Raw genomic sequence first — 14,225 nt, 5'->3', positions numbered from 1 at the left:
CCGAATATTCCCACTTGCATTTGTGCGTTGATGTCGTCATGTATACATCAGACTTCAAACCACAGGGAGGAATTCCGTGACCCAAGCCAATCTTACTCAAGTTTTGAAGGATGCCGGCAACACTGTAGAGCACCTGCGCAACTCCAAGACCGGCATCTATGTATACCCGGTTGTCGCTCCGGAGTTTTCCAACTGGCGTTCCGAACAGGCTGCATGGCGTGAAGGCGCCGTTCTCTTTGACCAGTCGCATCACATGGATGAATTGGTCGTCGAAGGTCCGGATGCCGCCAAATTCCTCGAAAGCCTGTCGATCAACAGCTTCGCCAATTTTGGCACCAATCGCGCCAAGCACTATGTTCCGGTCACGCCGGCCGGTCATGTCATCGGCGACATGATCATCTTCCGCGAAACCGAGGAGAAGTTCGTCCTCGTCGGCCGTGCTCCGACCGCGAACTGGCTGCTCTACAACGCTTCGCTCGGCAAGTATAACGTCAAGCTCACCCACGACCCGCGCTCCCCGTCGCGTCCGGATGGCAAGCTGGTTACCCGCATCCATTACCGTTTCCAGATCCAGGGTCCGGATGCGCCGAAGGTCTTCGAGAAGATGAACGGCGGCCCGATCCCGGATATCAAGTTCTTCCACGTCGACTGGATCAATGTCGGCGGCCGCAAGGTTCAGGCTCTGCGTCACGGCATGGCCGGCGCTCCAGGTCTCGAAATCTGGGGTCCTTATGCGGAGAAGGACGAAGTCCGCGCCGCCATCATCAAGGCAGCTGAAGACGCCGGCGTCGACCTGCGTCCCGTCGGTAGCCGCGCCTATGCCACCAACACGCTGGAATCCGGCTGGATCCCGTCGCCGCTTCCGGCGATCTATACCGGCGCCGAACTGCAGGCTTATCGCGATTGGCTGTCGGCGCAGAGCTACGAAGCCAGCGGTTCGATCGGCGGCAGCTACGTCTCCGACAATATCGAAGACTACTACCTGAACCCCTACGAGCTGGGTTACGGCGTCTACGTCAAGTTCGATCACGACTTCGTCGGCCGTGCAGCCGTCGAGAAGCAGAAGGAAACGCCGCAGCGCCGCAAGGTCACTTTCGAGTGGAATTCCGACGACGTCGTCAAGGTCATCGCTTCGGCTTTCCAGCCCGGCGAACAGGCCGCCAAGTGGATCGACTTCCCGCTCTCCAACTACGCCTCGTCGAGCTTCGACAAGGTTCTGAAGGACGGCAAGGTCGTCGGTCTCTCCATGTTCAACGGCTATAGCTATAACGAGCGCTCCATGCTGTCGCTCGGCGTCGTCGATGCGGACATCAAAGAGAACGACATCCTGACGTTGATCTGGGGCGAGCCGGATGGCGGTACCTCCAAGACATCGGTTGAGCAGGGCCATAAGCAGGCCGAGATCCGCGTTCGCGTCGCGGCTGTGCCCTATGCCCAGGAAGCACGTGAAAATTACGCCGAAAGCTGGCGCACAAAGAAAGCCCTCTAACTGCATGGCGTGCGAGAACGGGTTTCTCGCACGCCGCTCCGTCCATTTCGGCCGGGCGTTCATCTTGGAGCAGACGGGGGAGGATCAAGGATGGCACTTTTAAATCTATTCAAAGGAAAGCAGGAAGAGAGGTTCGTGGAGCCGGCCAGCTTCAGGGAGCTCATCGAGGGGTATTCGATCGAGGTCATGCCGCGCACGGCGGCGAAGATCGAAGACTTCAAAGCCCTGCTGCCAAAGGGTACACGGGTGTATATCGCCCATATCGACGGCACGCCGATCGAGGAGATGGTCCAGACGGCAAAACGCCTGAGCATGGACGGCTTTCCCGTGATGCCGCATTTCCCGTCGCGCATTATTCCAAGCGCTGCTATCCTTGAAGATTGGATCAAACGCTACCACAACGAAGCGGGGATCGAACAGGCACTGCTGCTCGGAGGTGGCGTCTCGACCCCGGCAGGCGACTTCGACAGCTCGATCCAGCTTATCGAGACTGGCCTTTTTGACCGATATGGCTTCAAGCGCCTGCATGTTGCCGGCCACCCGGAAGGCAACAAGGACATCGACAGGGACGGCGGCACGAAGATCGTCGACGAGGCATTGAAGTTCAAGCAGGCCTATTCAGAACGCACCGATGCTGAAATGGCAATCACCACGCAGTTCGCTTTCGATGCCAAGCCGGTCATTGCCTGGGCCGAACGCATTGCTGCTGCTGGCATCACGTTGCCGATCCATCTCGGCATCGCCGGACCAACCAAGCTGCAGACGCTCATCAAATTTGCGATCGCCTGCGGTGTCGGTCCGTCCCTCAGCGTCCTGCAGAAGCGCGCGCTCGATCTGAGCAAGCTGCTTACACCCTATGAACCGGACGAGTTGCTGAAGAATATCGCCGACTACAAAGCTGTTCATCCGGAAAGCCTGCTTCAATCCATCCATGTCTTCCCGCTCGGCGGTATCCGGGCCAGCGCCGAATGGATGAACGAACAACTGGCCGGCGAGCGCAACGTCGCTATGTGATTTTCCTGGGGCGAGGCGTGTGTTGAACTCGCCTCGCATCCGCTGCCGGGAGGAGTAAGGCAGGGGAGGATATCGAGGGATGAACTATCCCAATCTGCGGCATATTCGACTGTTCTGCGCCTGCCTGCGTGCCGGCTCGCTGACGCAGGCTGCCGATATCGTCGGAGTCACTCAACCCGCTGCATCGCAAGCGATTTCCCGCCTTGAAGATCTCTTTGGCGCCCGTCTTCTGGAGCGTGGCCCTGGCCATGCCATGGCAACGCCGGAAGGTCGCGTCGTACAGGCCCGTTCCCAGCGGGCGCTGGAGCTTATTCATGCCGGCTGCAAGGAACTCCAAATCGATTCCGGATCGCGCAGTCTGAGTACCGATACACGGTTGACGATCTCTCATCTCAGGGCACTGCAGGCTTTTTCCCAGGCGGGTGGATTTCCTGGGGCGGCACGCATCCTCGAGCAGTCGGGAGCCGCGGTTCAGCGTACGGCGCGCAACGCGGAAGCGATTTTGGGAATAGGCCTTTTTGAGGCAGACGGAAGGATCACGCGGCTTACCAGCGCCGGTCATGCGGTCGCCCGATGGGCCGGCCTTTCTCTGAAAGAGCTCGGCAATGCCATGGAGCAGGTGCAGGAACTGCGCGGCAACTTCGACGGCTTGATATCGATCGGCGCGCTACCTATGGCGCGTACGACGATCGTACCCGACGCGATCGCGTTACTGGCTTCCACCTATCCGTTGGCGCGTTTCGAGATCCTGGAGGGCAGCTATGAGCAGCTTCTCAGCGACCTCGAAATGGGACATATCGATTTCCTCATCGGCGCTCTCCGCAGCCATGTAGCGCCCGTACTGGTTCAAGAACCGCTTTTCGATTTCCGGCTCGCGGTTGTCGCCGGTGCCGGCCATCCGCTTTCGGACAAGGCGGACGTGTCAATCAACGATCTTGCCGCGTACCCCTGGGTGGTGGCGCGCAAAGGTACGCCGAACCGCAGCACGTTCGACGCACTGGCGGCGACGTTCCCGGAAGGACGGCCGAAACAAGGAACTGTAGAGACAGGTTCGCTGACGGCGCTACGCGGCATTCTCATGCAATCGGATCGATTGGCATTGCTCTCCCGGCATCAGCTCAGGCATGAACTGAAGGCCGGGTTCCTGACGCTCCTGAATTACGAAGTGCCGGCGATGCCGCTTTCCATCGGGATCACCACGCGCTGTAACTGGCATCCGACCGCCCTCCAAGCGGAATATTTGTCGGCGATCCGCCGGGTCGTTGCGGGGGAGGCGACGGCAAATGCCGCAGAAGGAGCACGTCTATCCGCGCTGAGAGCAGCCGAATAGCGCCACTTGCCATTGCGCATTTCGCGTTTATCGTTATTTCCGCTTATGTTCGGCCGTCCGATGTCGCGCCGTTGAAAGAGAGCGGGAGCATCTTGATTAAAAAAGCCGTCAACAGTCTCGAACGCCTGCAGGCTGTGCTTGACGTTTTCACTGAAGACCGTCTGGAATGGACGCCGGAAGAACTGATGGAAGAGCTCGGCTACAGCCGACCGACGCTCTATCGCTATCTGAAAATTCTGAAGGACCGTGGATTCCTCACGTCGATGCCCAATACCGGATTCACGCTCGGGCCGAGAGTGGTGGAGATGGATTATCTCCTCAGGAAATCCGATAATCTTATCCTGTCGGGGGCACCGTATTTGCGGAAGCTCACCGAACGGTATGAGTGCACCGCGCTTCTGGTCCGCTGGTACGGGGAGAAGATTCTCTGTGTCGATTCCTTGAGTTCCAGCCGTGAGGCGATCAGCAGCTATCCCCGCGGCCGGCCGATGCCGCTCAGTCGCGGTGCGATCGGTCGTTCCATCATCGCATTTCTGCCGCGACGCAATCTGGTGCCGCTGATCAAGCGCACGCTTCACGAATGGCAGGCGGCAGGCGTCGGCGACAGCGTAGAGGCCGTCCTGAACGGGCTCAAGTCGGTCCGCAAGAAGGGGTATGCCGTGGCCTATGGCGAAGTGACACCGGGCGTTACCGGTTTTGCCGCGCCAATTTTCGATGCCGGCCAAAGCCCTATCGCGAGTTTTTCCGTGACGATAGCTCAGGATCAAGCCAGTGGTCCCGCCGTAGAGGAGATCGGTCTGGAAGTTCGCCTTGCAGCCGGTGAAATCAGCGCGGCACTCGCTTCTCACAGACATAAAATTCCGAGTCAATAATCTCATATTACAAGAAAATTTATTGACTTTTGGTGAGCGTCTTCGCATCTTGGCGCGACGGAGCGTGGCCGTGACGTTGGCATATCTCCGCTCGCAGATTTTTTGGAAGCGTCGGCGCACTGTACTTTTCGAACTCGCGGTGCCGCACGGAGCAAATCAGGAGGAACCATTCCATGAAGAAGATCGATATTTTCAATCACATCTGGCCGAAGCCGTTCTTCGATCGCCTGATTGGCTATATCGGCACCATGACGGACGTCACCATGCGTAGCGGAGCGGTGCCGATGATGACCGACCTCGACCGTCGTTTTCAGGTCATGGACATGTTTGGCGAAGATTATCAGCAAGTCCTGTCGCTCGCGTCGCCGCCGCTCGAAAAGCTTGCCGGCGCCGAGCGTGCGCTTGACCTCGGTCAGATCGGCAACGACTCCATGGCCGAACTTTGCCAGAAATATCCGGAACGCTTCCCAGCCTTCATCGCCACGGCGCCGATGGAAAATGAAGAATGGATGATGAAGGAAACCAGGCGTTGTATTGAGGATCTCGGTGCCTCCGCCATACAGATCTTCACCAACTACAGCGGCAAGCCGCTCGATCTGCCGCAGTTTGAGCCCTTCTTCGAATATATGGCGAAATCCGGCAAACCGGTCTTCCTGCATCCGTCGCGTGGCGCAAACTTCCCGGATTATCTCACTGAAGACCGTTCGGAATACGAGATCTTCTGGACCTTCGGCTGGCCATACGAGACCTCGGCGGCCATGGCTCGCCTCGTCTTCTCGCGTGTCTTCGACAAGTACAAAGGCTTGAAGGTCGTCACCCACCATGCCGGGGGAATGGTGCCCTTCTTCGAAGGCCGCGTCGGCGCAGGCTGGGACCAGATGGGCAAGCGCACTTCCGATCGTGACCTTTCGGTCGTGCTGAAGGCGCTGGAGCGGCCGCATTTGGAATATTTCAAGGAATTCTACGCCGATACGGCGAGCTTTGGCTCGACCAAGGCCATTGAACACGCGATCGAATTCTTCGGAGAGGACCGTGTCGTGTTCGCATCCGATGCGCCGTTCGACCCGGAAGGCGGCCCGATGTATATCCGCGAGACCATCAAGGTTCTCGACAACATGAACATCTCCGATGCCACCCGGCAGAAGATCTATGAGGGCAATGCCAAGAAGCTGCTTGGCCTGAAGTAAGCGATTACTATTTGTACCTTCCCAAACGCGCGGATCCCAGGGTCTGCGCGTTTTTCATTGTCCCGGCCCTGCAAGCCGGGCGATATAGCGTTCTGCCGACCGGGTGACGATCTCCTGGCCGTTTCTTCGAACATTCTGGTGCGAAAAGGCGCCATAGATGCGTTCGAACGGCCAGGGTGCCAGCCGCTCGGCAACATCGGCGACTTCCACGGCGCTGAGCGGCAGCATGTTGGGATAGCTCCACATGAAGGAAACATAGTCGGCTCCAGGTGTCACCTGCACGATGTCGCCGGCGAACAGCACGCCCTGGCCATCATCGCTTGCCCAATGCAGCATCGTACCGCCGGCGAAATGCCCACCACCGCGGACAAGCGTTATGGCGGAGGATAGGACAAGTGCATCGTCCTCCCACAACCGGATGTAATCCGAAGGGCGGCAGACCCACTCCTTGTCGGCGGCATGCAGATAGATTGGCGCATCGAAGGCCGCAGCCCAATCCTGCATAGTCGTGTAATAATGCGGATGCGAAATGGCGATGGCGCTCAAGCCGCCCAGAGCTTGAACGATCGCCTTTGTGGCGTCATCGAGTAACGCGATGCAATCCCAAAGCACGTTTCCCTCCGGGGTCTGGAGCAGCAATGCACGTTGGTTGATTGCAAAAGCCGGAACCGTCTGGATCGCCATCAGGCCAGACTCAAGCTGGAGCCAGGCGTTGCGATGTGTTCGTGCGAGTTTCTCCGTGGTCGTCCACGCCTGACCGGAAGCTGGAACGTACTGACGTTCATCATTGCAGATCGGGCAGGCTGCTGGCACTTCATTCGTCTCGCCAAAGGACGTGCCGCAAGCGGAGCAGAGAAAAACAGTCATCGAATCCTCCCTCGTTATTGGATCGTGCTGTCATGAAACAGATAAGAAATGATATTCGCGGCAGAAAGGAAAGTGTTGCTTGTCATATGGACAATCGGGAGGTTCACATTCGCACTGATGGATTCATCTTTTCCAAAGGCAGCCGCGGTAAGGTCCGCGCTAATTTTCTTCGCGCACTGAGGATCGGATGACGAGCCCGAAGACGTCACGGCTGCTGAACCTGGATATCCTGCGCCTCATTTCGGCGTTGATGGTGCTGACGTTCCACTACGGTTTCCGGATGGGGATTTTGGGCGAAGGCGGCGGCCTAGGCTTTCCGGAACTGGCACCTGTCGGCATGTGGTTCGATACGGGTCTGCTGATCTTCTTCGCGATTTCCGGCTATGTCATCACCATGTCGGCGGAGGGGCGTTCTGCCTATGATTTTGCCGCGGGGCGTTTCGCCCGGCTGTGGCCGACTTTCATCGTCTGTGCAAGCCTAACGGCCGTCGTGCTTACCATTTGGCCGGTGCCGACGATCGATCCCCCGACCGTCGGACAGTGGCTGGCGCATGCTGTGATCATCTCGCGCGGGTTTGGCCAGCCATTCCTCGACGGCGCCTATTGGACGATCGCCTACGAGATGATCTTTTACGGCTGGATCTTCCTGATGATCGCGACGGGTGTTTTCAACCGCGGCTGGCGCGTTGTCGTGCTGGCTTGGCTGGCAATTTCCGTCATCAACGAGATGATAATCGGCAGCGGTGCGATCCAGAAACTGCTGATCACCGAATATTCCGGATACTTTGCCTTCGGATTGGCGCTTTATAAGACGCAAAAGCAACTCTCGATGGCGAGCCTCCTCGTGTTGACTGCGGCTGCCTGCTGGGCGATCGTGACGCCGTTCCTCACCGAGCCGGATTTCGTCGAAATGTACGGACTGAACCGGAGCACTTTAGGCCTTGCTTCGATCGGGCCACTGGCGCTCGGCGTGATGACCTTGTGCGCGACAGCGCCGTCGCTGCGTATCTCGCCAGCACTGGCGATCGGCCTCGGTGGGCTAACCTACCCGCTCTATCTGCTCCACCAGAACATCGGTTACGCCGTCTTTGCGCATTTCGGCACGGAGCAGAACCGCTGGACTGTGGCCCTCATGCTGATTGCGGTCCTGCTTCTCGTCTCTTGGGGGATCGCCGGAACCGTCGAGCCAAGGGCGCGGCGGGCGATCATCCGTCTCTCCCTCCGCCTCAAGGAAGTATTCCTGCGGTTCAAGTCGCGGGATGCCTTTGAAGCCCAGCAGTCGGTCAAGAAGTAGGCCCGGTTATTGCGGCAAGTGCCCGAGAGGCAACGGGACTATTTCCTTCAGAGTACGGATTGCGAAATTGCTGCGAATATCGCTGACGCCCGGCAGGTTGAGCAGCGTGCCAATCAAAAGCTGCTCATAGGCGGCCAGATCCGGCACCACGACTTGCAACAGGAAATCCGCCTCGCCCGACACGAGATGACAAGCGATCACTTGAGACACATTCTGGATCGCGTCGCGAAATGCATCGGGTGCCGCCCCATGATGGCGCTCGACCTTGATGCCGACGAAGACCGTCAGTCCGAGCCCCAGTTCACCGCGGCTCAGGTTTGCGTGATAGCCGGCAATCACGCCCGCCTCCTCGAGAATCTTCACCCGCCGCAGACAGGGAGACGGTGACAGGCCGACCTCATCGGCAAGTTCCACATTGGTCAGCCTTGCATTGCGCTGCAGGGCGGCAAGGATTTTCCTGTCGATGGCGTCAAGCTTCAAGTTTGGCATGTGTTTGATACATTGAGCTCTGAATTAGCTTCTTATGCCAATTTTCTCTCATTTTCTGGTCATCTTCGCAAGGACATGCCTCGGCTCCCGGCACTAAAATCACAGTGGACTAAAGGAGATCGACATGACCGACCTCTGGATTTTTCTAGGTACGTTGACCGTGGCCTATTTGGTCCCCGGGGCGGATATGGTGCTGGTTCTGCAGACCGGGACGGTGCGGGGGCGATGGCATGCCCTGGCGGCTGCTATCGGGCTCGGTATCTCGCGTGGTGCTCATGTGGTGTTGGCAGCGCTTGGCCTCGCGGCATTGCTGAAGACCTCTCCGATTGCCTACGAGATCGTCAAGATCTTCGGCAGCCTCTACCTTGTGTGGCTCGGGATCAATATCCTGAGGGCGGCCTCTCTCCTGCCCGAGCCGGGAATGATGGCGGGGAAGCAGCCTGCCTCCTATCGCGGCGATATCGGCCGCGGCATGCTCACCAATTTCCTCAATCCCAAGCCGCTGCTGTTCTGCTCTGTGCTGTTGCCGCAGTTCATCCGCCCGGCGGGAGGGGACGTCGCGGCGCAGTTTCTGTTCCTGGGCATCGTTCTGGTTTTCGTGGGGTTTGCCTTCGATACGATGCTGGCCTCCGCAGGCTCGGCGCTAGGTCGCTTCCTGAGGTGCCATCCTCTGGTTCAGGCTATCCAGAAGTGGATGTTTGCATCGCTGCTGATCGGCTTTGGTATACGCTTGGCGCTGTCCGGCCGACCGCAATAGTCAGGCGAAGGCTTTGTGGTTGGTCCTGAGATAATCCATCAAGTCTGCCGCCGGCTTGGAGAGCGGCCGGCGAAGCGAGGCGATCTGGCGCACGTCGAAGGTCAGATCGTCGCCGGCGAAATCAAGTTTTGCGAGTAGGCCGCGTTCGATATCGGCCGCCACGCTTCTTTCCAGCGAGCAGGCGATGCCGACGCCGGCCGCCACGAATTCGCGCAGGAACATGTATTCCGTCGCCTGGGCCGCGACCTTCACATGTGCGATGCCGGCATTGGCAAGCAGTTTCGAGACGCCGCGTCCGAACTGTGAGGATGGCGGTGGGCCGACGAAGTCGTACCGTGCTATATCCTGCGGCCTGATTCGACTGCGGCGGGCGAGCGCGTGGTTCGGGGAGGCGATCAGCACTAGCTTCTCCCGCCCGATGATCTCGGCGTGCATGCCGCGGATATCCTCGTTGCCGAGAAAACAACCGACGTCCGCCAACCCGTCACGTACTTCGGAAAAGACATCCTCCTGCTTGCCGATGCGCAGGACGAGCTGGATATCCGGCCGAGCCAAGGCGAAATCGGTGATTTCCTTCTTCAGCACGTAATTCGCGAGGCTGCGCTGGCAGGACAAAACCACCTGCTGACCTGTCTCTCCGCGAATTTTTATCACCTCGGCCCGCAGGTCGTCGGCTTCCGCTAGCAGTTCGCGCGCATGTTGCAATACGCTTCGACCGATCTCGGTCAACAACGGCTTGCGGCCGCGCCGGCGCACGAAGACCTGGCCGCCGATTTCCTTCTCGATCGCCATGATATGCGCGCTGACGGAAGGTTGAGCGATGCCGAAACGATCCGCGGCGGCCGCGAAGCTTCCCTCCTCGACCACTGCAACCAGGACTTCCATGCGCCGAAGCGTGACATTGAACATGGTGATAACCTATAGCCTATAGGCTATCAAACCTAAAGCCCTCAAACCCGTTGCTAGTTGTCGTTCGAATGGATCAAATGCTGTTCGAGGATGAGGAATGACTTGGAACATTCTGATTTGGGAGCCTGATGGGACCACCGTCAGCCGGAGCGTTCCTGTCGCCTGAGGCCGAGGTTTCGGCCAATCCCTGAAGAGACAGCATTCCGCGCGCCGTGGCGTGCGGACAGGAGGACGCATGAATATTGTCGGAATTGATATTGGCGGTACGTTCACCGATCTTGTCGGTTATGTCGACGGAAAGATCGTGACGTCGAAGACCTCGACGGTGCCGGCCGATCCGACCCAGGGCATCGCCCGCAGCTTGGAACTCGCCGATTGCGACCCGAATGAGCTCAACGAAATCCTGCATGGCTCGACCATCGCCATCAACACCGTGCTGGAGCGCAAGGGCGCCCGCACGGCGCTGATCACGACGAGCGGTTTTCGCGATGTCTACGCGATCGGCCGCTCGAACCGCATCCAGGCCTTCAACCTGTTCTTCAAGCGCCCGCAGCCGCTCGTGCCGCGCAGCCTGACCTTCGAAATTCCGGAACGCGTCCTGGCTTCCGGCGAAGTTCTGCAGGCCCTCGACGAGAGGACGGTCGCGGGCATCATCGCGGAGATCGAGGCCGCCGGCGTCGAATCCGTCGCGGTCTGCCTGCTGCATTCCTGGGCCAATCCTGCTCATGAACGTCGCGTCGGCGATATGCTCCGCGAGGCGCTGCCGAATGTCTTCGTCACGCTGTCGCATAAAATTCTCCGCGAATACCGTGAATACGAACGTTCCTCGACCACCGCGCTCAACGCCTTCGTCGGCCCGCGCGTCGAAGGTTACCTGAAGCGGTTGGAAACCTACCTCCGGTCCGGCGCCTTCGGCGGCAAGATCCATATCATGCGCTCTAACGGCGGCGTCATGTCGATCGGCCAAGCGCAGGAACAGCCAGTATCAATGATGGAATCCGGCCCGGTTGCCGGCATGATCGGCGCGGGGCGTCTTGCGAAATTGCTCGGTCTGAAGCGCTGTATTGGTTTCGACATGGGCGGCACCACCGCCAAGTCGAGCCTGATCACCGATGGAGCGCCTGCTATCGAAACCGGTTATGTCATTGGCGAAGAGGCCGATGGCCAGCCGATGCAGCTGCCGGTCGTCAATATTGTCGAAGTCGGCGCCGGTGGCGGTTCGATCGCCTGGGTCGACAATGCCGGCGGCCTGCATGTCGGTCCGCAGAGCGTCGGCGCCGATCCGGGCCCGGCTTGCTATGGCAAGGGAGCGGATCTGCCCGTTGTGACCGATGCGGATCTGATCCTCGGCCGCATCAACCCGCAGCGCTTCCTGAACGGCGGCATGCCGCTCGACAAGTCCGCGTCCGAAAAGGCGATGATGAGCAAGGTCGGCACGTCGCTGGGGCTCAATGCGGTGGAAGCAGCACTCGGTGTCGCAAAGATTGCTGACACGTCCATGTCGCTTTCGGTGCGCGCCGTCTCGATCCACAAGGGCATTGATCCGCGCGATACGGCGATGATCGCCTTCGGCGGCGCAGGTCCGCTGCATGCGATCGCGATCGCCCGCGAAATCTACATCCCGCAGGTCATCATCCCGAAGCTGCCCGGCACCTTCTCCGCGCTCGGCATGCTGATGGCCTCCTGGCGCCAGGATTTCGTGCAGACCTTTATCGGCCGGGTCGGCGAACTGTCGGAAGACGCGGTCAACAAGGTTTATGCGGAACTTGTCGCCAGCGCCCGCGAGCAGATGAAGCGCGACGGCATTTCCGAGACGGAAGCAGATTACCGCTTCTTCGCCGACCTGCGTTATGTCGGCCAGGAACATGCGATCTCCATCCCGATCGAGAGCACAGCCCAGCTTTCCGGCGATACGAGCGAGGTCCGCAAACGCTTCGACGCCGAGCATGACCGCCGCTACAGCCAGTCGGCGCCGACCGAAGCGCTTGAAATCGTCAGCCTGCGCCTCGTGCTTACCGCCGCCCGCACCGACAACGTGGCCGAGGAATGGCTGTCGCGTCCGTGGGAGCCGGAAGCGGAGGTCGAAGTCGGCAGCCGCGACGTCGTCTTCGACGAGGCGTCGAAGCCGCTCAAGACCGCGATCTACTGGCGCCCGGCTCTGCCGGCCGGCTTCAAGCTCACCGGCCCTGCCGTCATCGAAGAACCGAATTCCACCATCCTGATCCATCCCGGCGACGAGGTTGTCGTCCATGAAGCCGGCCATCTCCTGGTGACGCTCGCCAAGCAGAGCGAGGAATAAGATTATGACTCTCAAGAAGAACGATCCGATCACCGTCGAAGTCGTCCGCAATGCCATCGTTGCCTATGCCGATGAAATGGCCGAGGCGCTCTGCAAGTCCGCGTACAACATGATGATCTATGAGGTCCGCGACTATTGCTGCGGCCTGATCGACACGACCGGCCGGATGATCTCGCAGAACCGCGGCGGCCTGCCGATCTTCCTCGCCGACCTCGGTATCGCGGTCGAGGACGGCATCAAGAAATACGGGCTCCAGGGTTTTGACCAGGGCGACGTCCTTGTCATGAACCACGGCCATATCTGCGGCCAGCACCTCAACAACGTCGTCGTCTACGCGCCCTGCTTCCATGACGGCGAACTGATCGGCTTTGCCGCCAACCGCGCGCATTGGGTGGATATCGGCGGCGGCCGCCAGGGTTTCGGCTCAAATGCGACGACCGATATTTTCTCCGAGGGCCTGCAGATGCGCTCGCTGAAGATCTATAAGGCCGGCGAGCTGAACGACACGCTCTATCAGATCATCCAAGACAATATCCGCTATCCGGATGCGAGCCTCGGCGACCTGCGTGCCCAGATCGCGTCCTGCCAGATCGGCGCGAAGCGTTTTTCCGAACTCGTCGCCCGCTATGGCCGCGATGTGGTGGAAAGTTGCGTCGAGACCATCTGGGACCACGCCGATAAGGCGGTGCGGCAAGTGATCGAGCGTATTCCGGACGGCACGTATTCGGCCGAAAGCTATCTCGACAATGACGGCCGCGATCTGGCGACCCCGCTGAAGATCGCCGTCAGGGTGATCGTGTCCGGCTCGACCATCAGCGTCGATTTCCATGGCATGCATCCGCAGGTCAACGGTCCGCTGAATTCCGGCCGCTCGGGCGGTATCGCGGCGGCCCGCGTTGCCTTCAAGGCGCTCACCTCGCCGGAACTCGACGTCAACGAAGGCTGCTTCCGGGCGCTCAATGTCGACCTGCCGGACGGCACGATCCTGTCAGCCCGTCCGCCGGCGGCGCTCGGCCAATGGAGTATCGCGCTGCCGACCGTCATTGACACCATCCTCAAGGCGCTTGCGCCGGCCGTTCCGGAGCTCATCCCGGCCGCCCACAAGGGCGACATGGGCGGCTGCTCGTTCTTCGGCTTCTACGATGACGGTTCGCGCTTCCTGCTGATGAACATCTTCGGCGGCGGCTGGGGCGGTCGCCCTCATGAGGACGGCGAGTCCGCGGCGGTTTCCGTCTGCCAAGGCGACGTGCGCAACACGCCGGTCGAATTGCAGGAGATCAAGTATCCCTTCATCATCGAAAAGCATGCGCTGAGACCGGATTCCGGCGGCGCCGGCGAACATCGCGGCGGTCTCGGCATCGAGCTGACCTACCGCTGCCTGCGCGCCTGCCGCGGCAATATCAACTTCGACCGCACCGTCACCCCGCCCTGGGGCCTGCATGGCGGCCATACCGGCGAGGTCAGCGTGGCGATCATCGATCGCGCCGACGGCACGCAGCAGCGGGTCAACAAGGCGACCGACGTGCAGTTCAAGCCGGGCGACCGCATCACCTTCCTCACCGCCGGCGGCGGCGGGTATGGCGATCCGCGCAATCGTTCCCGCAGTGATCTGGAAGAGGATATCGCCAACGGCCTCGTTTCGACTGAGGCGGCGGTTCGCGACTATGGTTACGGCGAACCGGCCATGCCGCACCGCATCGCGGTAAACGGCTGAGGAG

General features: G+C 59.9%; 12 protein-coding genes. 9 read left to right on the top strand and 3 right to left on the bottom strand.

The window, feature by feature from the left end:
- Positions 1-76: 76 nt before the first annotated feature.
- The 5 genes from ligM (at position 77) to QEO92_RS22200 (ending at position 5,892) form a co-directional block, all read left to right on the top strand.
- Complete coding sequence (gene ligM / locus QEO92_RS22220) at positions 77-1,489, top strand: vanillate/3-O-methylgallate O-demethylase (RefSeq protein ID WP_227704460.1); 1,413 nt, start codon at positions 77-79, stop codon at positions 1,487-1,489.
- 90 nt (positions 1,490-1,579) lie between these two features.
- A complete protein-coding gene (locus QEO92_RS22215; RefSeq protein WP_227704459.1) occupies positions 1,580-2,503 on the top strand; it encodes a methylenetetrahydrofolate reductase in 924 nt (307 codons plus the stop codon).
- Positions 2,504-2,582: 79 nt separating this feature from the next.
- Positions 2,583-3,833 (top strand): LysR substrate-binding domain-containing protein, encoded by a 1,251-nt coding sequence (locus tag QEO92_RS22210; protein WP_227704458.1) that lies wholly within the window; start codon positions 2,583-2,585, stop codon positions 3,831-3,833.
- A 92-nt stretch (positions 3,834-3,925) separates the two neighbouring features.
- Positions 3,926-4,705 (top strand): IclR family transcriptional regulator, encoded by a 780-nt coding sequence (locus QEO92_RS22205; RefSeq protein ID WP_227704457.1) that lies wholly within the window; start codon positions 3,926-3,928, stop codon positions 4,703-4,705.
- Positions 4,706-4,878: 173 nt separating this feature from the next.
- The gene (locus QEO92_RS22200; protein WP_227704456.1) at positions 4,879-5,892 is read left to right on the top strand and encodes an amidohydrolase family protein; all 1,014 of its coding nucleotides are present in this window, start codon (positions 4,879-4,881) and stop codon (positions 5,890-5,892) included.
- A 54-nt stretch (positions 5,893-5,946) separates the two neighbouring features.
- Here the strand turns inward: QEO92_RS22200 and QEO92_RS22195 are convergent, their stop codons facing one another.
- Positions 5,947-6,759 (bottom strand): MBL fold metallo-hydrolase, encoded by an 813-nt coding sequence (locus QEO92_RS22195; protein WP_227704455.1) that lies wholly within the window; start codon positions 6,757-6,759, stop codon positions 5,947-5,949.
- A 187-nt stretch (positions 6,760-6,946) separates the two neighbouring features.
- Here QEO92_RS22195 and QEO92_RS22190 point away from each other — a divergent pair, with 187 nt between their 5' ends.
- Positions 6,947-8,053: an acyltransferase family protein gene (locus tag QEO92_RS22190; protein ID WP_227704453.1), complete on the top strand. Its 1,107-nt coding sequence runs from the start codon at positions 6,947-6,949 to the stop codon at positions 8,051-8,053.
- Positions 8,054-8,059: 6 nt separating this feature from the next.
- Here the strand turns inward: QEO92_RS22190 and QEO92_RS22185 are convergent, their stop codons facing one another.
- Positions 8,060-8,542 carry an Lrp/AsnC family transcriptional regulator gene (locus QEO92_RS22185; protein ID WP_227704452.1) on the bottom strand — a complete coding sequence of 161 codons (483 nt, stop codon included), beginning with the start codon at positions 8,540-8,542 and terminating at the stop codon, positions 8,060-8,062.
- Positions 8,543-8,666: 124 nt separating this feature from the next.
- Between QEO92_RS22185 and QEO92_RS22180 the strand changes: the two genes are divergently transcribed.
- The gene (locus QEO92_RS22180) at positions 8,667-9,299 is read left to right on the top strand and encodes a LysE family translocator (protein ID WP_227704451.1); all 633 of its coding nucleotides are present in this window, start codon (positions 8,667-8,669) and stop codon (positions 9,297-9,299) included.
- On the opposite strand, the gene QEO92_RS22175 is transcribed toward QEO92_RS22180, so the two are convergent.
- Positions 9,300-10,208 carry a LysR family transcriptional regulator gene (locus QEO92_RS22175; RefSeq protein WP_227704450.1) on the bottom strand — a complete coding sequence of 303 codons (909 nt, stop codon included), beginning with the start codon at positions 10,206-10,208 and terminating at the stop codon, positions 9,300-9,302. It abuts the gene before it with no gap.
- Between the two features lie 235 nt (positions 10,209-10,443).
- On the opposite strand from QEO92_RS22175, the gene QEO92_RS22170 reads away from it, so the two are divergent.
- Together QEO92_RS22170 and QEO92_RS22165 are read left to right on the top strand one after the other, a co-directional pair.
- The gene (locus QEO92_RS22170) at positions 10,444-12,507 is read left to right on the top strand and encodes a hydantoinase/oxoprolinase family protein (RefSeq protein ID WP_227704449.1); all 2,064 of its coding nucleotides are present in this window, start codon (positions 10,444-10,446) and stop codon (positions 12,505-12,507) included.
- Positions 12,508-12,511: 4 nt separating this feature from the next.
- A complete protein-coding gene (locus tag QEO92_RS22165; protein WP_227704448.1) occupies positions 12,512-14,221 on the top strand; it encodes a hydantoinase B/oxoprolinase family protein in 1,710 nt (569 codons plus the stop codon).
- The last annotated feature ends 4 nt before the right edge of the window (positions 14,222-14,225 follow it).

The organism is Neorhizobium petrolearium (assembly GCF_029854435.1).
Classification (GTDB): Bacteria; Pseudomonadota; Alphaproteobacteria; order Rhizobiales; family Rhizobiaceae; genus Neorhizobium; species Neorhizobium petrolearium.
The sequence above is the reverse complement of the archived record's forward strand: the minus strand, read 5'-3'. Positions and strand labels throughout refer to the sequence as shown.